26 protein-coding genes and 3 pseudogenes are annotated in these 26,920 nt (G+C 49.6%); 6 read left to right on the plus strand and 23 right to left on the minus strand.

Going from position 1 to position 26,920, the window contains the following annotated elements; translation table 11 throughout:
* Nucleotides 1-121: 121 nt before the first annotated feature.
* Entirely contained in the window at nucleotides 122-679 is a 558-nt protein-coding gene (efp, locus tag DXA97_RS00050; protein WP_118718129.1) for an elongation factor P, read from the plus strand.
* A 135-nt stretch (nucleotides 680-814) separates the two neighbouring features.
* Here efp and DXA97_RS00055 read toward each other — a convergent pair whose 3' ends face one another.
* From DXA97_RS00055 to coaBC, 13 genes and pseudogenes are all read right to left on the minus strand, one after another.
* Nucleotides 815-1,312: a YqeG family HAD IIIA-type phosphatase gene (locus DXA97_RS00055; RefSeq protein WP_118718353.1), complete on the minus strand. Its 498-nt coding sequence runs from the start codon at nucleotides 1,310-1,312 to the stop codon at nucleotides 815-817.
* A gap of 17 nt (nucleotides 1,313-1,329) precedes the next feature.
* Entirely contained in the window at nucleotides 1,330-1,791 is a 462-nt protein-coding gene (gene nrdR, locus DXA97_RS00060; protein WP_118718130.1) for a transcriptional regulator NrdR, read from the minus strand.
* A gap of 185 nt (nucleotides 1,792-1,976) precedes the next feature.
* Nucleotides 1,977-2,213, minus strand: a pseudogene (locus tag DXA97_RS00065) (PRC-barrel domain-containing protein); the annotation flags it as partial.
* A 173-nt stretch (nucleotides 2,214-2,386) separates the two neighbouring features.
* A complete protein-coding gene (locus tag DXA97_RS00070; protein WP_118718132.1) occupies nucleotides 2,387-3,298 on the minus strand; it encodes a MetQ/NlpA family ABC transporter substrate-binding protein in 912 nt (303 codons plus the stop codon).
* Between the two features lie 79 nt (nucleotides 3,299-3,377).
* A complete protein-coding gene (locus DXA97_RS00075) occupies nucleotides 3,378-4,043 on the minus strand; it encodes a methionine ABC transporter permease (protein WP_182436745.1) in 666 nt (221 codons plus the stop codon).
* On the minus strand, nucleotides 4,033-5,052 hold the full coding sequence (locus DXA97_RS00080) for an ATP-binding cassette domain-containing protein (RefSeq protein WP_118718355.1): 1,020 nt from the start codon (nucleotides 5,050-5,052) through the stop codon (nucleotides 4,033-4,035). The genes DXA97_RS00075 and DXA97_RS00080 overlap by 11 nt, the downstream gene beginning before the upstream one ends.
* 374 nt (nucleotides 5,053-5,426) lie before the next feature.
* Entirely contained in the window at nucleotides 5,427-5,855 is a 429-nt protein-coding gene (locus DXA97_RS00090) for an RrF2 family transcriptional regulator (RefSeq protein WP_118718356.1), read from the minus strand.
* A gap of 90 nt (nucleotides 5,856-5,945) precedes the next feature.
* On the minus strand, nucleotides 5,946-6,878 hold the full coding sequence (gene cysK, locus DXA97_RS00095) for a cysteine synthase A (protein WP_118718134.1): 933 nt from the start codon (nucleotides 6,876-6,878) through the stop codon (nucleotides 5,946-5,948).
* A gap of 156 nt (nucleotides 6,879-7,034) precedes the next feature.
* Nucleotides 7,035-8,321 carry an O-acetylhomoserine aminocarboxypropyltransferase/cysteine synthase family protein gene (locus tag DXA97_RS00100; RefSeq protein WP_118718135.1) on the minus strand — a complete coding sequence of 429 codons (1,287 nt, stop codon included), beginning with the start codon at nucleotides 8,319-8,321 and terminating at the stop codon, nucleotides 7,035-7,037.
* 282 nt (nucleotides 8,322-8,603) lie between these two features.
* Complete coding sequence (gene pepV, locus DXA97_RS00105; RefSeq protein WP_118718136.1) at nucleotides 8,604-10,013, minus strand: dipeptidase PepV; 1,410 nt, start codon at nucleotides 10,011-10,013, stop codon at nucleotides 8,604-8,606.
* Nucleotides 10,014-10,093: 80 nt separating this feature from the next.
* The gene (locus DXA97_RS00110) at nucleotides 10,094-10,540 is read right to left on the minus strand and encodes a GatB/YqeY domain-containing protein (protein ID WP_118543619.1); all 447 of its coding nucleotides are present in this window, start codon (nucleotides 10,538-10,540) and stop codon (nucleotides 10,094-10,096) included.
* Between the two features lie 32 nt (nucleotides 10,541-10,572).
* The gene (locus DXA97_RS00115) at nucleotides 10,573-12,165 is read right to left on the minus strand and encodes a peptide chain release factor 3 (RefSeq protein ID WP_118543620.1); all 1,593 of its coding nucleotides are present in this window, start codon (nucleotides 12,163-12,165) and stop codon (nucleotides 10,573-10,575) included.
* Between the two features lie 134 nt (nucleotides 12,166-12,299).
* Nucleotides 12,300-13,490 (minus strand): bifunctional phosphopantothenoylcysteine decarboxylase/phosphopantothenate--cysteine ligase CoaBC, encoded by a 1,191-nt coding sequence (gene coaBC, locus DXA97_RS00120; protein ID WP_118718137.1) that lies wholly within the window; start codon nucleotides 13,488-13,490, stop codon nucleotides 12,300-12,302.
* Nucleotides 13,491-13,729: 239 nt separating this feature from the next.
* Here coaBC and DXA97_RS00125 point away from each other — a divergent pair, with 239 nt between their 5' ends.
* The 3 genes and pseudogenes from DXA97_RS00125 (at nucleotide 13,730) to DXA97_RS00135 (ending at nucleotide 15,668) form a co-directional block, all read left to right on the plus strand.
* Nucleotides 13,730-14,497, plus strand: coding sequence for a type III pantothenate kinase (locus DXA97_RS00125; protein ID WP_118718138.1), 768 nt, complete (start codon nucleotides 13,730-13,732; stop codon nucleotides 14,495-14,497).
* Between the two features lie 54 nt (nucleotides 14,498-14,551).
* Nucleotides 14,552-15,070 carry a response regulator gene (locus DXA97_RS00130; RefSeq protein ID WP_243107485.1) on the plus strand — a complete coding sequence of 173 codons (519 nt, stop codon included), beginning with the start codon at nucleotides 14,552-14,554 and terminating at the stop codon, nucleotides 15,068-15,070.
* A gap of 20 nt (nucleotides 15,071-15,090) precedes the next feature.
* Nucleotides 15,091-15,668 (plus strand): annotated as a pseudogene (locus DXA97_RS00135) (methylated-DNA--[protein]-cysteine S-methyltransferase).
* A gap of 49 nt (nucleotides 15,669-15,717) precedes the next feature.
* On the opposite strand, the gene DXA97_RS00140 reads toward DXA97_RS00135, so the two are convergent.
* The 4 genes and pseudogenes from DXA97_RS00140 to DXA97_RS00155 all read right to left on the minus strand — a co-directional run bounded on the left by DXA97_RS00140 (nucleotide 15,718) and on the right by DXA97_RS00155 (nucleotide 19,912).
* Nucleotides 15,718-16,803 (minus strand): J domain-containing protein, encoded by a 1,086-nt coding sequence (locus tag DXA97_RS00140; RefSeq protein ID WP_118718140.1) that lies wholly within the window; start codon nucleotides 16,801-16,803, stop codon nucleotides 15,718-15,720.
* A gap of 226 nt (nucleotides 16,804-17,029) precedes the next feature.
* Nucleotides 17,030-18,072, minus strand: a pseudogene (locus tag DXA97_RS00145) (aminotransferase class I/II-fold pyridoxal phosphate-dependent enzyme).
* Between the two features lie 149 nt (nucleotides 18,073-18,221).
* Nucleotides 18,222-19,247: a DUF362 domain-containing protein gene (locus DXA97_RS00150; RefSeq protein ID WP_118718141.1), complete on the minus strand. Its 1,026-nt coding sequence runs from the start codon at nucleotides 19,245-19,247 to the stop codon at nucleotides 18,222-18,224.
* A 125-nt stretch (nucleotides 19,248-19,372) separates the two neighbouring features.
* The gene (locus DXA97_RS00155) at nucleotides 19,373-19,912 is read right to left on the minus strand and encodes a histidine phosphatase family protein (protein ID WP_118718142.1); all 540 of its coding nucleotides are present in this window, start codon (nucleotides 19,910-19,912) and stop codon (nucleotides 19,373-19,375) included.
* Nucleotides 19,913-20,192: 280 nt separating this feature from the next.
* On the opposite strand from DXA97_RS00155, the gene sigG reads away from it, so the two are divergent.
* Complete coding sequence (gene sigG, locus DXA97_RS00160) at nucleotides 20,193-20,969, plus strand: RNA polymerase sporulation sigma factor SigG (protein ID WP_118718143.1); 777 nt, start codon at nucleotides 20,193-20,195, stop codon at nucleotides 20,967-20,969.
* A gap of 69 nt (nucleotides 20,970-21,038) precedes the next feature.
* Here the strand turns inward: sigG and DXA97_RS00165 are convergent, their stop codons facing one another.
* On the minus strand, nucleotides 21,039-21,221 hold the full coding sequence (locus tag DXA97_RS00165) for a hypothetical protein (RefSeq protein WP_118718144.1): 183 nt from the start codon (nucleotides 21,219-21,221) through the stop codon (nucleotides 21,039-21,041).
* A gap of 5 nt (nucleotides 21,222-21,226) precedes the next feature.
* Nucleotides 21,227-22,393 (minus strand): glycoside hydrolase family 43 protein, encoded by a 1,167-nt coding sequence (locus tag DXA97_RS00170; RefSeq protein ID WP_118718145.1) that lies wholly within the window; start codon nucleotides 22,391-22,393, stop codon nucleotides 21,227-21,229.
* Here DXA97_RS00170 and DXA97_RS00175 point away from each other — a divergent pair.
* On the plus strand, nucleotides 22,384-22,857 hold the full coding sequence (locus tag DXA97_RS00175; protein ID WP_118718146.1) for a LysR family transcriptional regulator substrate-binding protein: 474 nt from the start codon (nucleotides 22,384-22,386) through the stop codon (nucleotides 22,855-22,857). The two genes, DXA97_RS00170 and DXA97_RS00175, sit on opposite strands and share 10 nt — an antisense overlap.
* Nucleotides 22,858-22,986: 129 nt before the next feature.
* Here DXA97_RS00175 and DXA97_RS00180 read toward each other — a convergent pair whose 3' ends face one another.
* Genes DXA97_RS00180 through xylB form a run of 4 tightly spaced genes read right to left on the minus strand, consistent with a single transcriptional unit; the run spans nucleotide 22,987 to nucleotide 26,605 of the window.
* Entirely contained in the window at nucleotides 22,987-24,471 is a 1,485-nt protein-coding gene (locus DXA97_RS00180; protein ID WP_118718147.1) for an L-fucose/L-arabinose isomerase family protein, read from the minus strand.
* A 34-nt stretch (nucleotides 24,472-24,505) separates the two neighbouring features.
* Nucleotides 24,506-25,003 (minus strand): DUF4867 family protein, encoded by a 498-nt coding sequence (locus DXA97_RS00185; RefSeq protein ID WP_347561399.1) that lies wholly within the window; start codon nucleotides 25,001-25,003, stop codon nucleotides 24,506-24,508.
* Nucleotides 24,985-25,122 carry a hypothetical protein gene (locus DXA97_RS21735; RefSeq protein ID WP_347561400.1) on the minus strand — a complete coding sequence of 46 codons (138 nt, stop codon included), beginning with the start codon at nucleotides 25,120-25,122 and terminating at the stop codon, nucleotides 24,985-24,987. Before DXA97_RS21735 ends, DXA97_RS00185 begins: the two co-directional genes overlap by 19 nt.
* A 13-nt stretch (nucleotides 25,123-25,135) precedes the next feature.
* Nucleotides 25,136-26,605 carry a xylulokinase gene (xylB, locus tag DXA97_RS00190; protein WP_118718148.1) on the minus strand — a complete coding sequence of 490 codons (1,470 nt, stop codon included), beginning with the start codon at nucleotides 26,603-26,605 and terminating at the stop codon, nucleotides 25,136-25,138.
* Nucleotides 26,606-26,920: the final 315 nt, after the last annotated feature.

Here is a 26,920-nt window from a genome sequence, read left to right on the forward strand (position 1 = left end):
ATTCAGGAACAAATTGCAACAAAAGGCCTGTTTAAGCCAAAAAACAGTTGAAAAATACAGGCTTTTAGTATAGAATATAGTAGATTAATAGCGAGTACGCAAATTCAAGGAGGAATATCACATGATTTCAGCAGGTGATTTTAGAAACGGCATTACCCTGGAAATCGAGGGTGCAGTATACCAGATTGTAGAATTCCAGCACGTAAAACCAGGTAAGGGTGCTGCTTTCGTAAGAACCAAAATTAAAAACGTTATGACCGGTTCCGTAGTTGAGAGAACATTCCGTCCGACCGAGAAGTTCCCGTCTGCAAGAATCGACCGCGTAGATATGCAGTATTTGTACGAGGACGGCGATCTGTACAACTTCATGAACATGGAGAACTACGAGCAGATGGCTCTGACTTCCGACGTGATCGGTGACGCATTAAAGTTCGTTAAGGAGAACGAGGTTGTTAAGATCTGCTCTTACAACGGCAAAGTATTCTCCGTAGAGCCGCCGTTATTCGTAGAGCTCGAGATCACCAACACCGAGCCGGGCTTCAAGGGCGATACCGCACAGGGCGCTACCAAGCCGGCAACCGTTGAGACTGGCGCAACCGTATACGTTCCGCTGTTCGTTGACAACGGTGACAAGATCAAGATCGACACCCGTACTGGTGAGTACCTGTCCAGAGTTTAATACTCCGCACATTTTTGATCAAAGATTAAACAAAAGAGGCGATTCCCACACAGCATGGGAACCGCCTCTTTTTTGCTGTACTGCATATTGTGGAAGTGCCAGTAGCACATTCTCGGATTTTCTAATCTTCTGATCTTACTTGTTGTGCTTCCTGTAAAAATAAAGCACAACCGCTTCCAGGTACCGTTTTAACACGATCTGGATCTCTTCCTTCGGGTTGATCGGCTTTACCAGGATTCCATAAATCCCGGCCCGGTTCGCCCCGTACACGTCGGTAAATAGCTGGTCGCCCACAAACAGGACCTCTTCCTTGCAAAGTCCCATTTCCTGTACCGACTGGTTATAATTTTTCACTCCCGGCTTTCCTGCCTTGTAAATATAAGGGGAATGGACCTGGTCCGCAAAGGATTTCACCCGCGGCTCCTTGTTATTGGACAGAAGGCATGTCTGGAAACCAAGCGCATGCAGCTTTTCAAACAGTGCGATCGCACGGCTGTCTGCCGGAGCACCGTGTGGAACCAGTGTATTGTCAATATCAAACAAAACGCCCCGGATTCCTTTTCTTTTCCACTGCTCCCAGTCGATCTCGTAGGTGCTGTCCAGCCATTCTTTCGGGTAAAATGGTTCTAATATCACGTTTCTTTTCCTGCCTACTTTCGTTTATTTTCCAGAAGCTTTCCAAGCTCCTCCATAAAGGTATTCACATCTTTAAATTCCCGGTAAACGGACGCAAAACGCACATAGGCCACCTCGTCCAGCTGCTTTAATTTCTGCATGACGAGTTCTCCAATCTCGGAGCTTTCTACTTCCCGGTCCTCCATGGTAAAAATCTGGTTTTCAATCTCGTCGATCATCTGGTTGATCTGCTGAATGGACACCGGACGCTTATGGCAGGAATGAACAACTCCAGCCTCGATCTTGGAACGGTCATACGGTTCTCTGGTCTGATCCTTTTTAATGACCATGAGTGGCATGGTTTCCAGTTTTTCATATGTAGTAAAACGCTTTCCGCAGACCACGCACTGACGACGGCGGCGGATGGAACTATTGTCCTCTGCCGGTCTCGAATCAATGACCTTGGTATCGGCTGCGTTACAAAACGGACACTTCAAAATTTTTCCTCCTGCGCAATTCTTTGTTTCTATTTTAACCCATCTGAACCTTCTTCGCAAGCAAATTCGGTTTCATGCCCTTTCCATGATACGGTTCAGGCATCGTGCAAACGAAAGCAGCACCGATGCTTCCCCTCCAAACAAGTAAACTGCTGTCGTATGACGCACAGGCCACTGTAATCCCCTTACTCGCATTTGCACGGTTTTTCAATGTCCTTTAGCTTTTTTACTTCCACCAGAATGATATCGCTGCCGATCTGACACACATTCTTAAATGGAATGATATATTCCTTTTCCCGTCCGAAGATCCCGCACAAGCACCCCGGCCCCGGAACGATCAGATGCGTGATACAGCCGGTTTCCGGATCAAACTCCACATCGCCCACAAAGCCCAGCTTTTTGCAGTCACAGATATTGATGACTTCTTTTTTTTTAGATCAAAAATACGCATAGCCCACATCCGGAACCTGAAATTCCTTACTGTAGTCTATGCGTATCATCTTCTGTTTGTCACCGCACCCGCCTGTCATTTTTTCAGCGGCTGTAAACGGCGATCAGCATTTTTTCAATTCATACCTTGTTTAGGACTCTTTGATTAGAATAACGGAACAACAGCGCCCTCGTAGGTCTGCTCGATGTACTCTTTCACTGCATCGCTGGTCAGAGCCTCCATGAGTGCTTTGGTCTTCTCATCCTCTTCCTTGCCCTCCTGAACAGCTACGACATTGCCGTAGGTGGTTGCTGCCTCAGAGTCAGAAGCCTCAACGGCCAGTGCGTCAGATACCTTTAAGCCAGCCTCGATCGCGTAGTTACCGTTGATAACTGCAATGTCAACATCCGGAAGAGAACGCGGAACCTGTGCTGCCTCAACCTCCAGGATATCCAGGTTCTTCGGATTCTCCACAATGTCGGTCTTAGTTGCCTTTAAGCCTGCACCATCTTTCAGCTTTAACAGGCCCTGTGCTTCCAGAAGAAGCAGTGCACGTGCCTCGTTGGTCGCATCGTTCGGTACAGCAACCTTTGCGCCGTCTGCCAGCTCGTCTAAGGATGCGGTCTTGCCTGCGTAGATGCCGAACGGCTCATAGTGGATCTTGCCTGCACTGACTAACTTGGTCCCTCTCTCCTCATTGAACTGCTCCAGATACGGAAGATGCTGGAAGTAGTTTGCATCCAGATCGCCTGCATCCAGTGCCAGGTTCGGCTGTACATAGTCGGTATACTCAACGATCTTGAGATCGTAACCCTTCTTTGCAAGCTCTTCCCTTGCAGCCTCCAGAATCTCTGCGTGAGGAGCCGGGCTTGCGCCTACGGTCAGTTCCTTTAAATCATCGGTCTTTGCTTCTGCTTCGCTGCTCTCAGCCTCTGCGCCAGACTCTGCTGCGGTAGTCTCTGCTGCCTCTGCCTTTGTCTCTGCTGCAGTGGTCTCAGCCGGTTTGCTGCCGCCGCATGCGGTCAGGGCTGCTGCTGCTAAAAATGCTGCTGCGATTACACCAATGTTCTTTTTCATAATACTTATCCTCCTCGATAAATAATTTTGATTTATATGGCCTTTGGCCGACAGCCGTTTGCGGCTGCTAAATCCCGTTTTAACGGATTCTCTTGTCACTCTTTCTTGCCAGTCTCATGCCGATCTCCTGGATGATCTGAACGATGATGACCAGGATTGCCACAGTCACCAGCATGATGTCGGTCTCATAACGGTAATAACCATAGTTGATCGCGATACCGCCCAGGCCGCCTCCGCCGACTGCACCTGCCATAGCGGAATAGCCAAGAATGGTCGTGGTCGAGATTGCCGCGCCGATCAGAAGGGACGGCTTTGATTCCGGGAGCAGCACTTTCCAGATGATCTGGAAGGTGGAGGCACCCATGGATTTTGCTGCCTCGATCACTCCGGCATCGATTTCCTTAAAGGATGATTCTACCATGCGGGCAATGTAGGGAGCCGCAGATGCCACAAGCGGCGGCACCACTGCTTTCCAGCCAAGGCTCGTTCCCACGATCTTTCTGGTCACTGGGATCATCATGATCAGAAGAATGAGGAATGGAACGGAGCGGAGCAGGTTGATGACCAGGCCAAGCACCTTCTGCAGCACCGGCACCGGACGGATTCCTTCTTTGTCGGTCACCACCAGGATGATGCCAAGCGGAATTCCGATGATATAGGAAACCACGGTGGAAATGATCACCATACATAAGGTTTCCCCGATTCCATTGCGGATCAGTTCTAAGATCTGCTGACTAAATAACATCGCCATTCACCTCCTCAAACGGTACCTGTACGGTTTTTAAGTAATGCAGGGCACGCGCTGCATCTGCCTCATCCTCCGGAAGCTGAATGATCATCTGCCCGTAGGCCGTGCCTCCGATGTCTTTTGTCGATGCGTACAGAATGTTCACCGGCACCTTGCTTGCCAGGATCATGTTGGCCAGAACCGGTTCCATCGAGGAGCGCCCGTCGAAGGTAATGCGGATCTTTCTGGAGTTGTCAAATTTCACATTTTCCACTGCATCGCCCAGGATCAGCTGGCGGCCAATCTTCGATTTCGGCTCGGAGAAGATTTCCGATACCCGCCCGGATTCCGCGATCTGGCTGTGGTCGATGATAGCAACCCGGTCACAGATTGCCTCAATAACTGCCATCTCGTGAGTGATCACGATCACCGTAATGCCAAGGTCCCGGTTGATCTGCTTGATGAGTTCGAGAATCGATTTGGTGGTGTTCGGGTCCAGTGCGCTGGTAGCTTCGTCGCAGAGAAGCACCTTCGGGTTAGTGGCAATGGCACGGGCAATGGCTACCCTCTGCCGTTGTCCGCCGGAAAGCTGAGCCGGATATGCCTTTGCCCGATCCTCCAGGCCAACCAGCTTTAAAAGCTCCATGGCGCGTTCCTTCGCCTGCTGTTTTGGAACTCCTGCGATTTCCATAGGGAAGCACACATTTTTCAGAATGTTTCGCTGCGCCAGCAGATTGAACTGCTGGAAGATCATGCCCATGGACTGCCGCGCCTTGCGCTGGCCTGCTTCGCTCAAAGCCGCCAGATTTTCTCCCTCAAAAAGCACTTCCCCGGAGGTAGGGATCTCCAGCATGTTGATGCAGCGCACCAGCGTGCTCTTTCCGGCTCCGGAAAGTCCGATAATACCAAAGATCTCACCCCGGCGGATTTCCAGGTTAATGTCATCTAAGGCTTTAACCGGACCATTCGCCGTCTTAAATTCCTTACCCATGTGCTTTAACTCGATGATGGTTTCCTCGAATGCCATGATATTTTCCTTTCCTGTATGCGAAAATAAAGGAACATTGCTGTCCAGAAATTCTGCCAGATACAATAGCAGCTTCACACATTCCATGATATAACAAAAGCCGCAAAACCTGCAAAGGCTTGCGGCAATTAGAATGCGTCTCTTCTATGATTCTTTCAGCTTCTTCTATGCTCTTTCCTGACCCTGCAGATTATGGATGAATTTGATCACACACGAACATACGGCACATGTTCATCATCATGCCGCACATCATAGCCATATTCATCTGCATGGTCTTAAACTGAGTCATAACTGGTTCCTCGTTTCCGTAGTTTGTATTTTCTACCTTATGTGGCGTATTGTACGCCAGGTTAGTAGGTTTGTCAAGGTTATCTTTAAATAATGTAGTCCCCACCATCTTCGGTCTGCATCAGGTCGGCGATGGTATAGCTGTCAAAGAAATCATTGATCACATGGTTGAGACGGTTCCACATGGGAAGGGTCCTGCAGTGTGATGACATGGAACAGGGTTTAGACCCCGGCTCCAGACAGGCAACCGGCACAAGCGGTCCCTCTGTCAGGCGCAGGATCTCGCCCACTTTATAATCTTCCGGGGCGCGGGTCAGGCGGTATCCGCCGCCTTTTCCCTGTGCACCTTCTACAAAGCCTGATTTGGACAGATTGGACATGATCGATTCCAGGTATTTCTGGGAAATTTCCTGGCGCTCAGCCACCTCCTTTAACGGAGTAAAAGCCCCGGTGGTATGTTCTGCCAAGTCCACCATCACGCGCAGTGCATATCTTCCTCTTGTTGAAATCATCATAATCTCCAAACCATCCTTCTCTATTTTCTCTTTCACTGTCTCGCAGGCTGTTTTGCGTATCACAAATCACAGGCTGCAAAACCTTCTGTCTTAGTCTGCAAATAATGGGGTGGACAGATAGCGCTCTCCGGTATCCGGGAGAAGCACAACGATCGTCTTACCCTCATTTTCCGGGCGTTTTGCCAGTTCAATGGCTGCCCATACAGCAGCACCGGAGGAAATTCCTACCAGCACGCCTTCATTTTTACCAATTTCCTTGCCGGTCGCAAACGCGTCATCGTTGCTGACCGGAATAATCTCGTCATAAATTTTTGTATCCAGCACATCTGGAACAAAGCCAGCGCCGATTCCCTGGATCTTATGCGGTCCTGCCACACCGGTAGAAAGCACTGCAGAAGAAGCCGGTTCTACTGCAACAACCTTCACATCCGGGTTCTGGGACTTTAAGTAACGGCCGGTTCCGGTAATGGTTCCGCCAGTGCCGACACCTGCTACGAAATAGTCTACTGCTCCGTCGGTGTCTGCCCAGATCTCCGGTCCTGTGGTCTCGAAATGAGCCTGCGGGTTTGCCGGGTTTACGAACTGTCCGGTTACAAACGCACCCGGGATCTCTTTGGCGAGCTCATCGGCCTTGGCAATCGCGCCCTTCATGCCCTTTGCTCCCTCAGTCAGTACCAGCTCTGCGCCATAAGCTTTCATTAACTGGCGGCGTTCCACAGACATGGTCTCCGGCATTACAATGATGATGCGGTATCCGCGTGCTGCTGCCACAGATGCAAGACCGATTCCGGTGTTTCCGGAGGTCGGCTCAATGATCACGGAGCCTGGCTTTAACTGGCCGCTCTTTTCTGCCGCATCGATCATCGCTTTTGCAATACGGTCCTTTACGGAGCCTGCCGGGTTAAAATACTCAAGCTTTGCCAGGATTTTCGCCTTTAAACCTAATTTCTTTTCGATATGGGTAAGCTCCAGAAGCGGAGTTTTTCCAATCAGCTGATCTGCTGAAGTATAGATATTTGCCATGATGATGTCCTCCTTGTGCTGCATTGTGTCTATGGTCACTGCCCACGCGCTGCACAAACAGCTGTGGATTTTGCATCCTGCAGTCTATGTTGGGGGAAAACTGCAGGATACCTTATCCTTTTCTTTGTAACGATCTTATATTTTGTTTTGTATTCTTTACTTTACTGCCTCAAAGCCATGCTTTAAGTCATCAATGATGTCATCGATATGCTCGGTACCGATAGAAAGACGGATGGTGGTTGGCTTAATGCCGCATGCCAGCAGGCCTTCCTCGTCTAACTGGGAATGTGTGGTGGATGCCGGATGGATAACCAGGGATTTTACATCTGCCACATTTGCCAGCAGGGAGAATAACTCCAGGCTCTCGGTAAACTTCTTTGCGGTGTTTACATCGCCCTTGATCTCAAAAGTAAAGATAGAACCTGCACCATTCGGGAAGTAGTGGTCATACAGCTCTTTCTGGCGGCCGGTTGCCAGGGACGGATGGTTTACTTTTTCTACCTGCGGATGATTCTTTAAGAAATTAACAACCTTTAAGGCATTCTCTACGTGACGCTCTACTCTTAAGGACAGAGTCTCCAGGCCCTGCAGTAACAGGAAGGAGTTGAACGGGGAAATGGTAGCACCTAAGTCTCTCATCAGCGTGGTGCGGAGCTTGGTGATGTAAGCAGCATTTCCGCATGCTTCGGTAAATACGATACCATGGTAAGACGGGTTCGGTTTGCTTAATCCCGGGAACTTATCGTTCTGGGCCCAGTCGAACTTACCACCGTCTACGACAACACCGCCCATTACGGTACCATGGCCGCCCATGAACTTGGTAGCGGAATGTACTACGATATCAGCACCATGCTCGATCGGACGTAACAGATACGGGGTTGCAAAGGTGCTGTCCACGATAAGTGGAATACCATGACGGTGTGCAATGGCTGCGATTGCTTCCAGATCTACCACATCGGAGTTCGGGTTGCCAAGTGTCTCGGAATACAGCAGCTTGGTGTTTGGCTGGATTGCTTTCTCGAAGTTTTCCGGATCGGACGGATCAACCAGGGTAGCGGTGATTCCCTGCTCCGGCAGTGTGTTCTCAAACAGGTTGGTGGTTCCGCCGTACAGGTTGGTGGAGGATACGATGTGGTCTCCTGCCTTTGCGATGTTCTGGATCGCATAAGCGATCGCTGCGGAACCAGATGCGGTAGCCAGTGCTCCGATACCACCCTCTAAGGCTGCAACTCTCTTCTCGAATACATCGGAGGTCGGGTTCATCAGACGGGTGTAGATATTGCCCGGCTCGCTTAAAGCGAAACGTCCTGCTGCCTGTGCGGAATCTTTAAATACATAAGAGGTGGTTGCGTAGATCGGTACTGCTCTGGAATCGGTTGCCGGATCTGCATTCTCCTGTCCTACGTGAAGCTGAAGGGTCTCAAACTTGTAATTTTTGCTCATGGTATGTACCTGCCTTTCCTATTCGTCTTTCACTGGTCTTACGTCTGTTTGATTTTTTAATCACCCTGTATTTCCGTAGGTGATTCGATGTTTTGTATTATAACTACCTTTACCTACTATGTCAATAGGTTTATAAGTGTTTTTATTTAAATACAAAAAGGGTGAGTAAACATGATTTCTCATTCTTACTCACCCTCTGCTATTTTGTTGCATAAACGATATCATACGGGATTTTCCGCCCAGAAAATCCTTACTGTTCCTGCGTTGCCAAACAACATCCCATTATTTGCAAAGGTCCACGATGGCCTGTGCAAAGATCTTGGCACTTACCACCAGCTCATCCACAACCGCGAACTCGTCCGGACCGTGCATCTTGTTGTCGGTTTCCGGCATCGCTGCACCGAATGCCACGCCATTTTTCAGATTATGCACATATGTGCCGCCGCCCATGGACTGGCACTCGCCCTTGCGGCCTGTGTACATTTCAAAAGCTGCAAGAAGTGTCTTTACAAATTTGGAATCGCCCGGCACATGATGTGGCGGAGCCATCTCTTTATTTAACAGGGTCAGACCCTGCTCTGCCATGCGGCTTCTCACAACCTCAAGCACGTTGTCATTATTTCCGCATACCGGCACACGGCCATCAAATTCCCCGTCCAGGCTTCCGGCATCGACCGTCAGCATATTAAAAGATAAGGTCAGCTTTCCGGAAAGCTCATCCTCCATGGATACGCCAAGCGTCTGTCCGTTCACATCGCCGTGCGGGATCAGGGCTGCTGCCTTGCGCACCATATCGATCTGCTCACACGGTGCAAATGCCAGCTTTCCAAGGAATACTAAAAGTCCGGTCAGCGCGTTGTTTCCCACCTCCGGAGTCGATGCGTGCGCACCAATTCCGGTTGCCGTTACCGTAGTGACTGCTCCCTCAACCGCAAAATCGAAGCGGATCCCGGTTTCTGTCTCTGTCTCAGCCGCAGCTGTTTCTAACACATCTGCCGTAAAGCCTTCCACGACAGCCTTTGCCTTTCCTGGAACCACGTTGACCTTGGTTCCCGCCTGAATGGAAACCAGCTTCGGGAGTGCATCCGAGCAGGCGAATTTTGCAGTGAAGTGGCCAGGGAAACGTCCTTTTTCTGTATTTACCAGCGGATAAGCTGCATCCGGGGAAAAAGTCATTGGTGCTTCCTTTTCCTGGCTGTAATAATACTTGATATCGCTGCTGCCGCACTCTTCATCCGTACCAAGGATCAGGCGGACATTTTTCTTAAGCGGGATGCCAAGCTCTTTGACTGCACGCATGGCATACAGTGCTGCCACAGCCGGACCTTTATCATCTGCAGTACCGCGGCCGTAAAGCTTTCCGTCTTTTACAACCGGTTTGAACGGTTCTGTCACAGTCCAGCCCTCTCCTGCCGGAACAACATCCAGATGTGCCAGGATATCCAGCTGGTGCGGAAGTTCATTCATATCCACGCAGCCCACATATCCGTCATAAGAGCAGGTTTCAAAACCGTAACCCTCTGCCATATCCAGAGCCGTATCCAGACACTCTGCGGCACCCGGGCCAAACGGCATGTCCATATCTTCTTCCTCCGGCATCTTTTCACTGTTGATGCGGCAGAGTTCACAGATATCCTCGATCATCTCATCTTTGTGAGCGTCCACCCAGGCGCTGATTTTCTCTTTGTACATAAGATTAACCCCCAAAGTCTATTATTTTTATCATTTTACAGCATTTCGCTGTTATTCACACAAATGCGTCCAGAAATGATTTATTTCATCATACCGGCAAGAGTCTGGTTTACCAGCTTACCATCTGCTTTGCCTTTTACCTTCGGCATCAGAACCTTCATGATCTTGCCCTTGTCTGCCCCGGTCGGCTGCTCAATGCCAAGCTCTGCAAGAACTCCTTTGATCACCTCCGTGATCTGCTCTACGTTCATATCTTCCGGAGCGAACTCTTTGTAAACGGCAAGTCTTGCAGCAGCCTCCTCGCGGATGTCGGTACGGTCTGCCGGAGCCATGTCGTAGGTTTCCTGGGTCTGGCGGATTTCCTTCTTTACTACTGCGTTCTCTTCATCCTCAGTCAGCTCCTCGCGCTTGTCGATCTGCGCGTTCTTCAGTGCGGAAAGCAGCATGGACAGGGAGTCTTTTCTAGCCTTGTCTTTTGCCTTCATTGCCTCTACCATTGCAGCTCTTACTACGTCAATCTTGCTCATGATTTATTTCCTCCATATATTTTTTATGACTTCTAGTTACGCCCGAACTCACTCAGCTTTAATCCCGGGTTACGGTCCTCTACCATGCCGATACTCCAGCTGTTGACAAAGATCAGAAGCGGGTTGTCCTTTAAGTCCTTGATGCGCTTCATGTCGGAGGTACCCTGGATCTTGGCCACATCGATCTCGTCCTTGTTCTCGATCCAGCGGATATACTCGTACGGCAGCTTCTCCAGCTTCACCTCTACATTGTACTCATTCTCCAGACGGTAAGTCAGAACCTCAAACTGCAGCTCACCGACTACGCCGACGATGATCTCCTCCATACCGGTGTTGAACTCCTGGAAGATCTGGATCGCGCCCTCCTGGGCGATCTGGCTGACACCCTTTAAGAACTGTTTGCGCTTCATGGTGTCGATCTGGCGCACGCGTGCGAAATGCTCCGGTGCGAAGGTCGGGATGCCCTCAAACTCAAACTTCTCGTTGGAGAGACATAAGGTATCACCAATCGAGAAAATACCCGGATCGAACACACCGATGATATCGCCTGCATATGCTTCCTCGACGATCTTTCTGTCCTGCGCCATCATCTGCTGCGGCTGGGACAGGCGGATCTTCTTGCCGCCCTGCACATGGTTTACTTCCATGCCGGCCTCGAACTTGCCAGACACGATACGCATAAACGCGATACGGTCGCGGTGTGCCTTATTCATGTTTGCCTGGATCTTGAAGACAAACGCGGAGAAATCGTCGTTAAACGGACTGATTTCTCTTGTGATCGCCTTTCTCGGCAGCGGGGAGGTTGTCATCTTCAGGAAATGCTGCAGGAAAGTCTCGACACCGAAGTTGGTCAGTGCGGAACCGAAAAATACCGGGGATAAATTACCGCGGCTGACACGTTCCTGGTCAAACTCATCGGCAGCGCCATCCAAAAGCTCGATCTCATCTAACAGCTGCTGGTGGTAATCGGCTCCGATCACCGCCTCGACATCGGTTCCCTCTACCGGGAAGGTCTGGGAATCGATCTCCTTCTGTCCGCCCATGGCAGCCGTGAAGGTGGTAATGGTCTTCTCGTGGCGGTCATACACACCCTTGAAGTTCTTTCCACAGCCGATCGGCCAGTTGATCGGGCAGGTGCGGATGCCAAGCACGTTCTCAATCTCATCCATCAGCTCAAACGGGTCGCGTGCCTCGCGGTCCATCTTGTTGATGAAAGTAAAGATCGGGATGCCTCTCATGACACAGACCTTGAACAGCTTAATGGTCTGTGCCTCAACACCCTTGGAACCGTCGATGACCATGACTGCACTGTCGGCCGCCATCAGGGTACGGTAGGTATCCTCAGAGAAGTCCTGGTGTCCCGGGGTATCCAGAATGTTGATGCAGTAGTTATCGTATTCAAACTGCATAACAGATGAGGTTACAGAAATACCTCTCTCCTTCTCGATCTCCATCCAGTCGGATACGGCATGCTTTGCGGCCTTTCTTCCCTTTACGGTACCAGCCAGGTTGATGGCACCTCCGTAAAGCAGGAATTTCTCCGTCAGGGTTGTCTTACCGGCATCCGGATGGGAAATGATCGCAAAGGTTCTTCGTTTCTTGATTTCTTCTGTTATATTCGACAAAAGTTTGTCCTCCGTTCTATATCGTACATTCGAAATTTCCGAATGTATATAAGGTGAAAGCGGTCTGAATCTATCCGCTTTTATTTCTCGTTCCAAACTTATAGTTTACCAGACACACTCTGCTTTTGCAAGGACTAAGCATGTGGAAAAATACGATTCAGAAGTTCGTGCGCCACCGCATCCTTGCTCATCAGCTCCAGCTCCTCGGCGCCATCCTTCGTGATGACCGTCACGATGTTGGTATCGGTGCCGAATCCGGCTCCGGCTGTCCGCAGACTGTTGGCCACGATCATGTCCACCTTTTTCTTTGCAAGCTTCGCCTGGGAATTCTCCAGCATATTCTGGGTCTCCATAGAGAAACCACAAAGCACCTGCCCCGCTCTCCGGTGCGCACCCAGCCATGCCAGAATGTCATCCGTGCGCTCCAGCTCAATGTTCATGTTGCCATCACTCTTTTTGGTCTTCTCCGCACCCACAACCGCCGGGCGGTAATCGGCTACCGCTGCCGCCTTGATGATGGCATCCTGCTGGTCACTGACCGAGGTCACGGCATCGAACATATCCTTTGCACTGACCACCGGCACCAGCTTCACGCCAAGCGGCGCTTTTAGATCCACCGGTCCGCTCACCAGCGTCACCTCGGCACCTCTCCTTGCGGCTGCCCGCGCGATGGCATAGCCCATTTTTCCGGTAGAATGGTTGGTGATATAACGTACCGGATCGATCGCCTCCCTGGTCGGTCCGGCTGTTACCAGAACCTTTTTTCCGGCAAGATCCTTCTCGCAGGCAAGCTCCTGCAGAATATACTCAAACAAGGTCTCCGGCTCCGGCATCTTTCCGGCTCCGGTATCACCGCAGGCCAGATAACCGCTCGCCGGATCAATGACATGCATGCCATACTTTCTGCAGATTTCCAGATTGTCCTGCGTGATCTGGTTTTCGTACATCTGGGTATTCATGGCCGGTACGATATATTTCGGCTTTTTGCAGGCCAGAAACGTCGTCGTCAGCATGTCATCTGCCAGACCATGGGCTACCTTGGCGATCACATTGGCCGTAGCAGGTGCGATCATAAAAATATCTGCCTGCTTTGCCAGCGATACATGCTCCACCTGGAACTCAAAATTCCGGTCAAAGGTGTCCACCAGGCATTTCTGCCCGGTCAAGGTTTCAAACGTCGTCGGGGTAATAAAATTGGTAGCATTCTGTGTCATGATCACACGCACATTGGCATGCTGCTTTACCAGCATGCTTGCCAGGCTTGCGATCTTGTAGGCAGCGATTCCGCCGCTGACACCCAGCACCACAGTTTTTCCTTTTAACATAAGAGTCAAAGCCTCCTCATTTTTCATACAAACAGTCTTGTAAGTATATCATATTTCAACCGCCAATAAAAGGGGCAGAAACGACAAGACGCGTGTATTCCGATTGTCTTTCCCTGTAAAATATGGTAGGATTGTAGATAATCTATACGTCTGTATCTTTGCTGTGCAGACCCAGAAAAATTCGGCTGCAAACAAACGTTTCATTGCTGCAGACAATAAAGAAAAAAGGAGCTTCATCCATGATTTTAGCACTGGATATGGGAAATACCAACATTGTTATCGGCTGTATCGATTCCCAGAAAACCTATTTTGTAGAGCGCGTCACCACAGACCACGCCAAAACCGGCACTGAGTATGCCATCAACATCAAGAACATTCTGGAAATCCACCAGATCAATCCATCCGACATTGAAGGGGCCATTATGTCGTCTGTCGTTCCGCCGCTCAACGCACCGATTTCTTCTGCCGTAAAGAAGATTTTAGGTTATCATCCCATGCTGGTCGGCGCTGGTATCAAAACCGGCATGAATATCATCATGGATAACCCGAAGACTGTGGGAAGCGACATGATCGTAGACGCCGTTGCAGCGATCCGCGAATACCCGGGGCCGATCATCATCATCGATATGGGAACCGCAACAACCATGTCCGTGGTTGATAAAAGCGGAAATTACATCGGCGGAATCATCTATCCGGGTCTCCGGGTCTCCTTAGACTCCTTAAGCAGCAAAACGGCACAGCTGCCATCCATCAGCCTTGACATTCCAAAGCGTGTCATCGGGAAAAACACCATTGACTGTATGCGCAGCGGCATCATGTACGGCAATGCCGGCATGATCGACGGAATTATTGACCATATGGAAGAAGAAATCGGCGAACCAGCCACAATCATTGCGACCGGCGGACTTTCCCGCTTTGTGGTTCCGCTCTGCCGCCACAAGATCATTTACGACGATGCCCTTCTGTTAAAGGGACTCATGATCCTTTACGAAAAAAACAAGGCATAATTTATCCTGCACATATGCAGGAAACAAACAGTATCAGGGCATAGCAGCATAAGCGTGGATTTCAAAGGGGGCTTCTATTGCACCCCGATGAACGGCATCCTCGGCTTTACCTTGGAAATTCCAATGGAACTGGATCCGAATCCACCTGCTGCATCCGAACAACGCGAGGAAACCTTAACCTTAAACGGTCTGCACATTCTTCTGGTCGAAGATAACGACTTAAATCTGGAGATTGCACAATATTTGCTGGCGCATGCCGGTGCCAGCGTCGACACTGCACACAATGGAAAAGCTGCTGTCAAAAAATTTCTGGAAGCCCCTGTCGGCTATTACGACATCATCCTTATGGATGTCATGATGCCGGAAATGAACGGACTGGAAGCCACACAGGCAATCCGTTCTTCCTGGCACCCGCAGGCTGCTTCCGTCCCCATCATCGCCATGACCGCCAACGCATTCTCCGAAGATATCCGCCGTTCCAAGGAAGCTGGAATGAATGCGCATCTGGCAAAGCCGATTGATGAAAAACGGCTGATACATGTGATCTTGCATTTTACGAGGCAGAAGCAGTAGCACTACATGGGGGATTTTTTATGATATACACATCCACCTATTTTTCGCCCCTCGGGACGCTCCTGCTTGCAGCTGATTCGGCAGGTCTTACCGGACTGTGGCTGGAAAATGGGAAATATTTTGCAGATACTTTAGAGAACAAAGAATATAAAAAAATTGAGAAGACTCCGACCGGCAGTGCTGCTGCCGGTCAGAAAGAAGCTTCTGAAATTCTTACTGATACCCGCCGTTGGCTGGATCTCTATTTTCAGGGAAAGGAACCCGATTTCACACCAAAGCTTCATCTGACCGGCTCCGATTTCCGCATGGAGGTCTGGAAGCTGCTACTGGAAATTCCCTATGGACAGACCGTTACCTACGGAGCTCTTGCCAGGAAACTGGCCGACCGGCATGGACTCGCAAAAATGTCAGCCCAGGCTGTCGGCGGCGCTGTCGGGCATAATCCGGTTTCCATTATCGTGCCTTGCCACCGGGTGGTGGCACGAATGGAAGTCTGACCGGATATGCAGGCGGGATTGGTAATAAAGTAAAGCTGTTGGAATTGGAACATACTGATATGAGCAGGTTCTTTATCCCCCAAAAAGGGACTGCACGGTGAAATAATCCACTCTATAGATCAGTCATTTCACACACAAGTCCCTTCTCATTTACGCGGCGTGAAATCCGCCCTTCTTTCCACTGCTGGCCTTCTCAAATTCTTTCAGTTTCGCAAGTGCTTCTGCCGACAGATTCGTCGGCACTTCAATCTGAACGGTGACATATAAGTCGCCAAAGGTCTTCGGGTCACGCATATTGGCTACGCCTTTGCCCTTCAGACGGATCTTGGAACCAGACTGGATTCCCGGTTTGATGTGGCAGGATACCCGTCCATTTAGCGTCTGGATGATTGCTTCCCCACCAAGAACTGCTGTCGTAAACGGAATGTTGGCTGTCGTATACACATCTGCTCCTTTTCTGGTAAATCCAGGTTTTTCACTGACATGAATGCAGATCAAAAGATCTCCGGCCTGTGCGCCGCCGATTCCGGCACCGCCTTTTCCCTGCAGACGGATGCTCTTGCCATCCTCCATACCGGCTGGAATATGCAGTTTTAAGGTCTGCTTGCGTCCATCCGAGCCGGTCAGGGTGATGATCTTGTCGCAGCCAAATGCTGCCTCATCAAACGTAACCATCAAGTCGGAGGTTACATCCTGGCCACGGCTCTGAAAGCCACTGCTGCCAAAACCACCATGGAAACTGCTTCGTCCGCTTCCTCCAGATTGATTGTTCGAGCCAGTGCCTTTCTGCCTGCTTCCGTGTCCACCGAACATACCTCCGAACATGCCGCCAAAAATATCGTCCATATCTTCCGGATTGCCCTCGAAATGGAACTCCTGATAGCCGCCGTTTGGATCACCCGAAAAACCGTGAAAACCACCTGTGCCGCCGGAAAATCCGTGGAAGCCGCCGCCAAAGCCACCAAAGCCGCCATATCCTCCGGCTGCTGCCTTCGGATCAAACCCGGCTTCAAACGCTGCCGCGCCAAACTGGTCGTAGAGTTTCTTTTTCTCCGGATCACTTAAAACATCATATGCTTCATTGATCTCTTTAAACCGTTCTGCTGCCACGGTATCATTCGGATTGCTGTCTGGATGATACTTCTTTGCCAGCTTACGGTATGCTTTCTTTATTTCTGCGTCACTCGCTGTTTTGGAAACACCGAGAACTTCATAAAAATCTTTCTTTGCTGCCATATTTCTCACCTTACCTTCTGAAGCGGCTACTGCCTGAAGAAAAATGTTATTGTTGTCGTTATAGTTTTGTTCTATTTGTATTATAACACGCATTTTCCAAATAACAAGGGGAGGGAGAAAAATTAACACAAAAAACACATTTTTAATTGCACTGCATATCGGGAAGGCACTAGTAACGCATCTGCTGATTCAGGAAATTCCTGCCTGCAAATCGTAACACTTTCCGCTATTCTCTTCTCAGCAATTCACACAGCTTCTCCACGTTTTCCTCCTGTGTTGCCCAGCTTGTCGCAAAGCGGATGACTGTATGGGTTTCATCAGCCTTTTCCCAGAAGCTGTACTCCACCTCATTTCCTAATGCTTCCAAGCGGGAGTTTTCCATAATACAGAAGACCTGATTGGTCGGAGATTCCAGATACAGCGGAATTCCGGCTGCTTTTATCGTATCCTGAATCTTTGCTGCCAATGCAACCGCTGTTTTTCCAATCTGCTCATAAAGCTGCTCCGTAAACAAAACATCAAACTGGATTCCCAGGATTCTTCCCTTTGCCAAAAGCGCACCATGCTGCTTGATGATTGTGAAGAAATGCGGGATCTGTCCGGCTTTCGGAATCACAACCGCCTCGCCAAACAATGCTCCGCACTTGGTGCCGCCAATATAGAAAACATCACATAACCCGGCCAGGTCCTGCAGGGAAACATCGTTTGCGGGAGACGCAAGCGCGTACGCCAGACGGGCGCCGTCCACATAAAGCGGGATCTGATATTCACGGCAGACGCTGCTGATATCCTCTAATTCCTTTTTGGAGTAAAGCGTGCCATACTCCGTCGGCTGGGAAATGTAAACCATACCAGGCATGACCATATGCTCGTGGTTTCATCGCTCCAAAATGTTTTCAGGTATGCACGAATTTCCTCTGCCGAAAGCTTCCCAAGCTCATGAGGCAGCGTCAGCACCTTGTGCCCGCTATGCTCGATCGCACCCGCCTCGTGCATGCTGACATGACCGGTATCTGCAGCAATCACACCCTGGTAAGACTGCAAAAGTCCATCGATCACCGTAGCATTGGTCTGGGTTCCTCCAACCAGAAAATACACCTCTGCATCCGGCGCCTTGCAGGCCTCGCGGATCTTCTGCTTTGCAGACTCCGTGAAGGAATCCGTTCCATAGCCCGGAGATGCCAGAAAATTGGTTTCCTGTAATGTTTCTAAAATAGAAGGATGCGCACCTTCCATGTAGTCACTTGCGAATGATAATTTTGTATTCATAATCGTTTCTCCTAAATATATCGGTCAAATTCTACAGACTGTTTTATTTTACTTCATAAAAGCTTCCTTATCAACAAAAAGGTCCGGGAAAAGCATTCCTTTTTCGCGCTTTCCCGGACCTCTCTCCATTTTATGAAAAGATCAATCTCTTATTTGCTGTATTTGATTTTTCTTACCTGGCCAAACGGTACCACACCCTCAACAGCCTTTGCTGCATCGATCACCTCATCATCGTTATCGAGGTCGATCAGACGATAGCGGTTATTGCCCATGCCCATTTCCTTCATATAGGAAAGCTGGCGCATGCTGTGGCGGGTGAGCATGCGCTTTGTCAGAGCCTTGTGCTCGTCCTCTTTCATGGCAAAGACCATATCCACGCAGGCCTGATCTGCTGCCAGAATATCTGCAGATGCCACAATGCCCACATCCGGGGTAACAACCGGCTTTGCTGCAACGCCTTCGCAGTCACAGGAAACAGACATGTTGCGCATCACATTCACAAATGCAATGTGGTCACCAAAATGGTCAACAACAGACTTTGTAGACTCGGTGATCCGCTCCATCAGCTCCTCCGTAGCAATGCTCCACATATTATCAGAACCTTCTACCGTGTGGATCATCGCCTTGCCGACTCTTCCGTCTGCACAGCCAATACCAATGTTCTTGTTGGAACCGCCGAAGCCGCCCATCACATGACCCTTAAAATGAGTCAGGACAAGCAGGGAATCATAGTTTAACAGATTCTTGCCAACGCTCATCTCGGTAAACCATTTGCCATCTTTAACCGGAAGCATGGCAGTTCCGTCCTCATCCATAATGTCGACCGGGCAGAAAGTCCAGCCATTTACCTTTAAGGTCTCCCGATGCTGCTCGGTGGTATAGCGGTCTCCCTCGTAGTAAGTGTTGGTCTCCACAATGTTTGCATCCGGAAGCTCGTAAGCCAGAAGCTCCTTTACCCACGGACGCGGGATGATATTCGGACCGTTCTTCTCACCGGTGTGAAGCTTCACGCCGGTCTTTCCGGAAATATGCTCCTTAATGCGGTTATAAACCTTCTTTAACCCTTCCTCGGAAAGGTCTCTGGTAAAATAAACAACGGACTCCTCGCCGGTTCTCTGGTCATATGGTACATACTGGTCGCCATTGGTTGCTGCAACTGGTTTCTGGTCGCTCATAGATAAATCCTCCTTTTTTACCATTCTAAAGATATCATAGCTCCTAAACCCAGCTTTACGTCAAGTGTTTGTTTTATATTTTTCCAGCCATTGCATACGCTCATTCTGCTGCTTTACGAGAATTCTCAGAAGTCGTACCGCACAACCTCACAGTTTTTCACACCATACGCCGCGAACTCCTCGTTTGTCATATCCGTAAAATAGGACTGTACTACCCGGGCAATTCCATTATGCGCCACCAGAATATAGGTTTTCTCATCCGACTGCGCCTTGATCTCATCCAGCAGATTGTAAATCCGCTGGGCCAGACGCAGCATGGACTCGCCGCCCTCATAGCTGCAGGCAAACGACTGCTTCGCCTGCTGAAATTCCGCGCCCTTTCGCGGCGTAGACTCCCATTTGCCAAAGTTCTGCTCCTTCAGGCGCGATTCCACCCGGGCTGGGATCCCGGTCATCTCAGAAATATGTTTTGCCGTATCCGCCGCGCGCATCAGCGGAGAATACAAAATCTCGTCCGCATGAATGTGCTCCTCCAAAATCTTTTTTCCTGTTTCTATCGCCTGTTTGTGTCCCAGGTCCGTCAGGGCAATATCGGTTGCCCCGCAGATTTTTCCTTCTACATTCCAGATGGTCTGGCCGTGTCTTACGAAATAAAAATGTCCCATTGTTCTTTGCTCCTTTATCCAGTTCTACCCGCTGCACACTTGTCTCACTTCCTCTATGATACCGGATTGTTTCACCTTATGCACTGCAAGTATTCTGACTTTATCATAAACAACCTTTCTCCTAATTGCAATGTAAAATCCAGTTTCTGGAAGCGCCATCAACGTATAAATCCCCTCATTTCCGTAAATCATCTTTATAGAAATCAAATGTAACGGTTCATAACAAAATCTCATGCTGAATCGTTACAGCCCATAAACATCATCTGCGGAGGTAAGGAACATGGCAGGCTACAAAGTGGAAATCTGCGGAGTCAATACGGCGAAGCTGCCCCTGCTTACGAACGAGGAAAAAGATGCGCTTTTCCGGCGCATTTTGGATGGCGATGAAGACGCCAGAGAACAGTACATCAAAGGAAATTTACGACTGGTCTTAAGCGTGATCCAGCGTTTTTCCAGCAGCAATGAAAATGTCGATGACTTGTTTCAGATCGGCTGCATTGGCCTGATCAAGGCCATTGACAATTTTGATATCACCCAGAATGTCCGCTTTTCTACGTATGCGGTTCCCATGATCTTAGGGGAGGTGCGTCGCTATCTGCGTGACAACAATTCGATCCGGGTCAGCCGCTCCCTCCGGGATACCGCCTACAAAGCCATCTATGCAAGAGAAGGACTGACCCGCAAAAATTCCCGCGAACCAACCCTCATGGAAATTGCCCAGGAGATTGGGATCAGCAAAGAAGAGATCACCTATGCGCTGGACGCCATCCAGAGTCCGGTCAGCCTGTACGAGCCTATCTTTACCGATGGCGGTGACCCGCTCTACGTCATGGACCAGATCAAGGATAAAAAGAGTTCCGAGGAAAGCTGGGTCGAAGAAATCTCCCTGCGGGAAGCCATGGACCGGCTGCCGAAGCGGGAACGGCACATCATAGACCTTCGTTTTTTCGAGGGAAAGACCCAGACCGAAGTGGCAGAAGAAATCCATATCAGCCAGGCACAGGTGTCAAGGCTGGAGAAGAATGCGCTGAAAAGCATGCGGAATTATTTGAATTGAAACAGCTAGCCAAAAAGCACAACAGGGCGCAGCTTTTTTCAAGCTGCGCCCCGAAGGCATTACGATTTTCTATTTCATTTCCAGATTTAATCCATCTTTGGAGAATACATGCGCTACAGTTCCGTCAAACGTGAACTGAACATTTGCACCAATGGAAAGGTTCTGGCCCTTATCCAGGTTCATGGTATCTACAATAATGATTGTGTCTTTTCCGCAGGCCGATGCATGCAGGTGTACCGCGCTTCCCATCATCTCAGCTACTTCGATGGTTCCGTGGATTCCATTCTGACCTTCTGCCAGCAGTGTACCAGGAGGGCCTGGGTGCGGGTGTCCTCAGCCTTTGCGTCATTTCCATAAAGCCGCAGGTAGCCTGGCCGCTCCGTTAAGGTGTAGAACGGAGTCTTCACCGGACGGCGCATGCACCAGATCATGTCCAGAACCGGATCTTCAAAGTTATCTACCCGGCTCTTAAGCGGCGGCCGCCATTCGTCCAGATCCGGCTTACGCTCCATGGGATTTACCATGCCGTTGTGGTTGTCCACAATCGGCCAGTTATCGTAATCCCAGGCCATAGGGATCATGCAGACCTCCCGGCCAAGATTAAACTGTGCGTCCTTGTTGCGGTCTGGTTCGCGGATCCATTTTCTTGGCAGGTACCGGTCATAATCCTCTATGTATTTCTGATATGGACGGATACCAAGAAGAACCATATACCACTCACCCTTCTGGGTTTCGATCAAGTCTCCGTGTCCAACCACCGCAATGCCGAGGTCATTATTCAGCCGGACATTGCGGTTTGTCACGATTGGGTTTCTTGGACATGGTTCGTAAGGTCCCAGAAGCGTTTCGCTGCGGTAAATGTTCACGCAGTGGTTAGTCTGGGTTCCTCCGCTGGCCGTCATCAAATAGTACATCCCGTGAATCTCATAAATATGAGGAGCCTCTGTAAACAATGTATGATCCACATTGGAATCGAAGATAATGTGCTTTTCCCCACAAATCTGAAAGGTTTCCGGATCCAGTTCGCAGGCGTAAATGACCTTATGATATGGAAACTTCAGATCTTCCGGAATTAAATTGCTGCAGTACCACATTTTCCCATCCTGGTCAAAGAACAGAGACGGATCGATTCCATCGGCTCCCTCAATAATCACCGCATCGGACCATGGACCTGCCGGATCTTTCGCCGTCACAATATAGTTATAACGGTAAGTCCGTCCCTGCACATCCAGTGTATTAATGATATAAAACGTACCTTCATGATACCGAATCGTAGCTGCCCACAACCCTTCCGAGCTGTCGCAGTTTCTGAAGTCCAACTGATCCGGTCTCGAGATCGCGTTTCCGATCTGCTCCCAGTGAACCAGGTCCCGGCTCTGAAACACCGGCAGCCCCGGAAAATAATAAAAAGAGGATGTTACCATATAAGCATATCGTCTACCGGCATATCCTGTACGAGCCCTTCTATCTGTGCGTTCCAAGGACCCACCCGCTGGCCTACCAGGACAAACGCGCTCCGGAAAACTATCCAGAGATTTCCCTGACGGAATTTAAGGATGACCTGTTTACCCTGGTACGCAGGACCTCAACCCTGCGCGCTGTTATCGACCGGCTTTTCGTGAAAGCCGGATTCAAACCGAAGCTGCTGTTTGAATCCATCAGTATGCGGACCATGCAGCGTCTCGCCGCCAATGGACAGTGCTGTTCTATTATTCCACGCTATTATGCCATAGAAGATGATGATGTAGCCTATTTCACACTCGGGCCGGAATCCTACTGGGAGCTGTCTACTGCCTATGCCAAAAACCATTATATCAATGCCGCCATGGAAACATTTATCCGCATGGCCGCCGACTACTGGCTGGCGCACCCTTATATCGAATATTAATCATCCTGATGTCCTAAGAATCATCGGATACGCACTGGCATCTTCTCCATATGCACCGCAGACAAAAACAGGGTGAAGCCCCTCTTTCTGAGACTTCACCCTGTTTTTCGTTATAGAAATCCGTTCATTTTATGCAAAAGGATTTTCTGTCGGATAGCGTACACCCGTCGGCTGGTTGTAACCAATTTCCTTCACATCAACGCCAATGTATTTAAATACTTCATACAGTGCTTTTCCGTAATGGCCGAATGCCACGGCACCGTGATGCGGGAAATTACCCTCAATCAGCACATGACGGTAGAAACGTTTCATCTCCGGAATTGCGAATACGCCAATGCTTCCAAAGGAATGCGTTGCCACCGGAAGAACCTCTCCGTTTGCCACATAAGCTCTCAGTTTGTTGTCTGCGGTGCTCTGCAGACGGAAGAACGTAATATCACCAGGAACAATATCGCCCTCAAGGGTTCCCTGGGTTACCTCTTCCGGAAGGCTTCTTGCCATAATGAGCTGATACTTCATCTGACAGAAGGAAAGCTTTTTCGTGGTGGTATTGCCGCAGTGGAAGCCCATAAATACATCATGGCTCTTGTAGTCAAATTTATCCTTGATCTCGCTATCGTAAAGATCGTACGGCACGGTATTGTTGATGTCCAGAAGTGTCACGGCATCCTGGCTCACGCAGGTTCCAATGAACTCACTTAAACAGCCGTAGATATCCACCTCACAGGATACCGGGATACCGCGTCCGGTCAGACGGCTGTTGACATAACAAGGCACAAAGCCAAACTGAGTCTGGAATGCTGGCCAGCATTTTCCGGCGATCGCCACATATTTGCGGTAGCCCTTGTGTGCCTCGATCCAGTCAAGCAGGGTCAGCTCATACTGTGCAAGCTTTGGCAGGATCTCCGGCTTCTTGTTGCCCTCACCCAGTTCTTGTTCCATATCTGCCACAACATCCGGGATTCTCGGGTCTCCCTCATGCTTGTTGAAGGCTTCAAACAGATCCAGTTCCGAGTTCTCCTCGATCTCCACGCCCAGATTATAAAGCTGCTTGATCGGAGCATTGCATGCCAGGAAATTTAACGGTCTCGGACCAAAGCTGATGATCTTTAAATCAGACAGTCCAATCACCGCTCTTGCGATCGGCAGAAATTCATGGATCATATCTGCGCACTCGTCTGCGGTTCCGACCGGATACTCCGGAATATAAGCCTTGATATTGCGCAATGCCAGATTGTAGCTTGCATTCAGCATGCCGCAGTAAGCATCTCCGCGTCCCTGAACCAGGTTATCCTTGCTCTCCTCTGCTGCGGCAACAAACATTTTCGGCCCGTCAAAATGTTTTGCCAGCAGAGTCTCGGAAATCTCCGGTCCGAAGTTTCCAAGATATACAACCAGCGCATTACAGCCGGCTGCCTTGATGTTCTCAAGTGCCTGCACCATATGGATCTCACTCTCTACGATACATACCGGACACTCGTAGATGTCTTTTGCATCGTACTTTTTGCTGTACGCATCCACCAGTGCTTTTCTGCGGTTCACAGACAAAGACTCCGGGAAACAGTCACGGCTCACCGCAACAATGCCTACTTTTACTTCTGGAATGTTATTCATGCTTTTATCCTCCTAAAATAAAATTGAATGAATCCTATACTGTGATATTCTCTCCAACCAGTCCCAGATGGCTTCCCTCCGGCAAACCACCTTCCGGATGTCCGATCAGCCATTTATTGGTTGCCGCAAGCAGCTGGTCTTCCCAGCCTGCATGTACATCTTTCAACGGATAATTCGTTCCGCGCGGAAGTATGATCCCAACCCGGAAGCCCTGGTTTCCCACGCTGCACGGCGCATAATGCAGGGTTGTGGCATACACTTCTACTGCCGTTCCCTTAGGCAGTAAAAATGCTTCCACCAGAGACGTGTCATAAGTAAATTCCGGTGTGATATCCTGCTGATGCCCAACCAGAAGAATCGCATCCGTAGCTGCCACATTGATTTCTGAAGAACGGTGGTACTCCAATGCATTCAGTTTGTGGTTATGCCCATTGCAATAGCCAATCTGTACCGGCATCTCTCCATATGCCTTCCCCTCTAATAACTGAAATACCGGTTCCGCCTCCAAAGCTTCTACGGAAGGTTCATACACAACAGCTTCCGGAAGCGGCGTTTTTCCTCCAGTGCCCGGATCAGTCCGGAAAAATCAATCTTCTCCACTATTTTTCCATATTTCCGGAATTCCGGATCTGTCACTTTCTTTATTTCCATGGCATATTCCTCCCTATTTCATCAGCGCAAATAACGGTTTACAGACCGGATAGATCTGACGGAACACCTGGTAACGTGCTTCATATTTTGCCACCAGTTCCGGTTCCGGCTCTACTGTTCCGGTAATCTTCACGATCTTATGGGCTGCTTCCTCCACGCTCTCATATTCCCCGCAGGCCACTGCAGCCAGCATAGCACCGCCCAGAGCCGGTCCCTCTTCACTCTCGATCATGTCCACCTTCAGGTTCAGGACATTTGCAATGATCTTTCTCCACAGCGGACTTTTCGCACCGCCGCCGCATATCTTCGTGCGCCCGATCTGAATTCCAAGGGATTTTGCTACTTCCAGGGAATCACGCAGTGCAAAAGCCACACCCTCCAGCACTGCCTGGGTCATATCGGCACGGCTGGTGTCCATGGTCAGGCCGATGAACGTGCCGCGGGCATTCGGATCGTTGTGCGGAGAACGCTCGCCCATAAGATATGGAAGAAAATACACATGATTATCTCCCAGCTTTCCAATCATCTCCTGCTCTTTTGCATAATCCGAAGTTTGCAGGATTCCATCCATCCACCACTTATTGCAGGAAGCCGCACTGAGCATGCAGCCCATCAGGTGATAATGTCCATCCGCATGGGCAAACGCATGCAGTGCGTTATGCCTGTCCACACCAAATTTTTCGGAGGCAATAAAAATGGTCCCACTGGTTCCAAGGGAAATATTGCACATGCCATCTCCCACGGTACCGGTTCCAACTGCGGCTGCTGCATTGTCTCCGGCACCTGCTGCTACCCGTACTGTATGAGAGATCCCAAGCTCATCCGCGATTTCCGGGAGTACGGTTCCCACGCACTCGTAAGACTCATAGACCTTTGCCAGCTGTTCCCCACGGACTCCGCAGATCTCGCACATTTCTTTCGACCAGCATCGGTTCTTCACATCAAACAACAGCATGCCGGACGCATCCGACACATCGGTGCAATGCACCCCGGTCAGACGGTAAGCGATGTAATCCTTCGGGAGCATGATCTTCACGATCCGCGCAAAATGTTCCGGTTCCTTATTTTTAATCCATAAAATCTTCGGTGCGGTAAATCCCGTAAAAGCAATATTGGCCGTATATTCCGAAAGTTTTTCTTTGCCAATGACGTTATTCAGATAATCACATTCCTCCCAGGTCCGTCCATCGTTCCACAAAAGCGCCGGGCGGATCACCTGGTCGTTCTGGTCCAGGATCACAAGGCCGTGCATCTGCCCGCCAAAGCTGATGCCTGCCACCTGGTCTTTGGCACAGCCGTCAAGCAGTTCCTTTAGACCGTCCATAGTACCGGTAAACCAGTCTTCCGGTTTCTGTTCCGACCAGCCGGGATGTGGAAAATAAATAGGATACTCTTTAGAAACGATCTTTTTGATCTGGCCTGCTCCATCCATCAAAAGCAGCTTCACTGCCGATGTTCCGAGATCTATTCCGATATACAGCATATCCAATCCTCCCTTTTTGCAATACACAATCAATTACGTGCACGTGCACGTTTCTAGCTCTTATCTTATCGTTTTTGAGAACACTTTTCAATACTTTGACATGATATTTTTCATATCGCAACTTTTTTTATTTAAAATGTACAAATTTCTTTCCTGTTTTTTGCTTTTACGCTTCGTTTTCTGTTTCTTTTTCCTATATCAGTCCACTTATTCGTTTTATTTGCGTGCTCGTGCACGCTTCCTTTCATTTGACTTTTTCCCCTATTTTGTGTATTGTTTATTTCATAAATAATATGTTCCTGTACCCCGGTTCTT

The sequence above is a fragment of the Clostridium sp. OF09-36 genome, from assembly GCF_003481985.1.
Classification (GTDB): domain Bacteria; phylum Bacillota; class Clostridia; order Lachnospirales; family Lachnospiraceae; genus Brotaphodocola.

What these genes read in the sequence shown, in the direction of transcription:
- DXA97_RS00155 (WP_118718142.1), bottom strand. Translation starts at nt 19,912, where the DNA reads ATGGGACATTTTTATTTCGTAAGACACGGCCAGACCATCTGGAATGTA.
- pepV (WP_118718136.1), bottom strand. Translation starts at nt 10,013, where the DNA reads ATGTACAAAGAGAAAATCAGCGCCTGGGTGGACGCTCACAAAGATGAG.
- efp (WP_118718129.1), top strand. Translation starts at nt 122, where the DNA reads ATGATTTCAGCAGGTGATTTTAGAAACGGCATTACCCTGGAAATCGAG.
- DXA97_RS00070 (WP_118718132.1), bottom strand. Translation starts at nt 3,298, where the DNA reads ATGAAAAAGAACATTGGTGTAATCGCAGCAGCATTTTTAGCAGCAGCA.
- DXA97_RS00165 (WP_118718144.1), bottom strand. Translation starts at nt 21,221, where the DNA reads ATGATGGGAAGCGCGGTACACCTGCATGCATCGGCCTGCGGAAAAGAC.
- DXA97_RS00170 (WP_118718145.1), bottom strand. Translation starts at nt 22,393, where the DNA reads ATGGTAACATCCTCTTTTTATTATTTTCCGGGGCTGCCGGTGTTTCAG.
- xylB (WP_118718148.1), bottom strand. Translation starts at nt 26,605, where the DNA reads ATGCTGTATATCGGAATAGATCTCGGAACATCGGCAGTGAAGCTGCTT.
- DXA97_RS00150 (WP_118718141.1), bottom strand. Translation starts at nt 19,247, where the DNA reads ATGAGCGACCAGAAACCAGTTGCAGCAACCAATGGCGACCAGTATGTA.
- cysK (WP_118718134.1), bottom strand. Translation starts at nt 6,878, where the DNA reads ATGGCAAATATCTATACTTCAGCAGATCAGCTGATTGGAAAAACTCCG.
- DXA97_RS00125 (WP_118718138.1), top strand. Translation starts at nt 13,730, where the DNA reads ATGATTTTAGCACTGGATATGGGAAATACCAACATTGTTATCGGCTGT.
- DXA97_RS00090 (WP_118718356.1), bottom strand. Translation starts at nt 5,855, where the DNA reads ATGATGATTTCAACAAGAGGAAGATATGCACTGCGCGTGATGGTGGAC.
- DXA97_RS00100 (WP_118718135.1), bottom strand. Translation starts at nt 8,321, where the DNA reads ATGAGCAAAAATTACAAGTTTGAGACCCTTCAGCTTCACGTAGGACAG.
- sigG (WP_118718143.1), top strand. Translation starts at nt 20,193, where the DNA reads ATGGCAGGCTACAAAGTGGAAATCTGCGGAGTCAATACGGCGAAGCTG.
- DXA97_RS00110 (WP_118543619.1), bottom strand. Translation starts at nt 10,540, where the DNA reads ATGAGCAAGATTGACGTAGTAAGAGCTGCAATGGTAGAGGCAATGAAG.
- coaBC (WP_118718137.1), bottom strand. Translation starts at nt 13,490, where the DNA reads ATGTTAAAAGGAAAAACTGTGGTGCTGGGTGTCAGCGGCGGAATCGCT.
- DXA97_RS00075 (WP_182436745.1), bottom strand. Translation starts at nt 4,043, where the DNA reads ATGTTATTTAGTCAGCAGATCTTAGAACTGATCCGCAATGGAATCGGG.
- DXA97_RS21735 (WP_347561400.1), bottom strand. Translation starts at nt 25,122, where the DNA reads ATGGAAATAAAGAAAGTGACAGATCCGGAATTCCGGAAATATGGAAAA.
- DXA97_RS00180 (WP_118718147.1), bottom strand. Translation starts at nt 24,471, where the DNA reads ATGAATAACATTCCAGAAGTAAAAGTAGGCATTGTTGCGGTGAGCCGT.
- DXA97_RS00175 (WP_118718146.1), top strand. Translation starts at nt 22,384, where the DNA reads ATGTTACCATATAAGCATATCGTCTACCGGCATATCCTGTACGAGCCC.
- DXA97_RS00140 (WP_118718140.1), bottom strand. Translation starts at nt 16,803, where the DNA reads ATGGCAGCAAAGAAAGATTTTTATGAAGTTCTCGGTGTTTCCAAAACA.
- DXA97_RS00080 (WP_118718355.1), bottom strand. Translation starts at nt 5,052, where the DNA reads ATGGCATTCGAGGAAACCATCATCGAGTTAAAGCACATGGGTAAGGAA.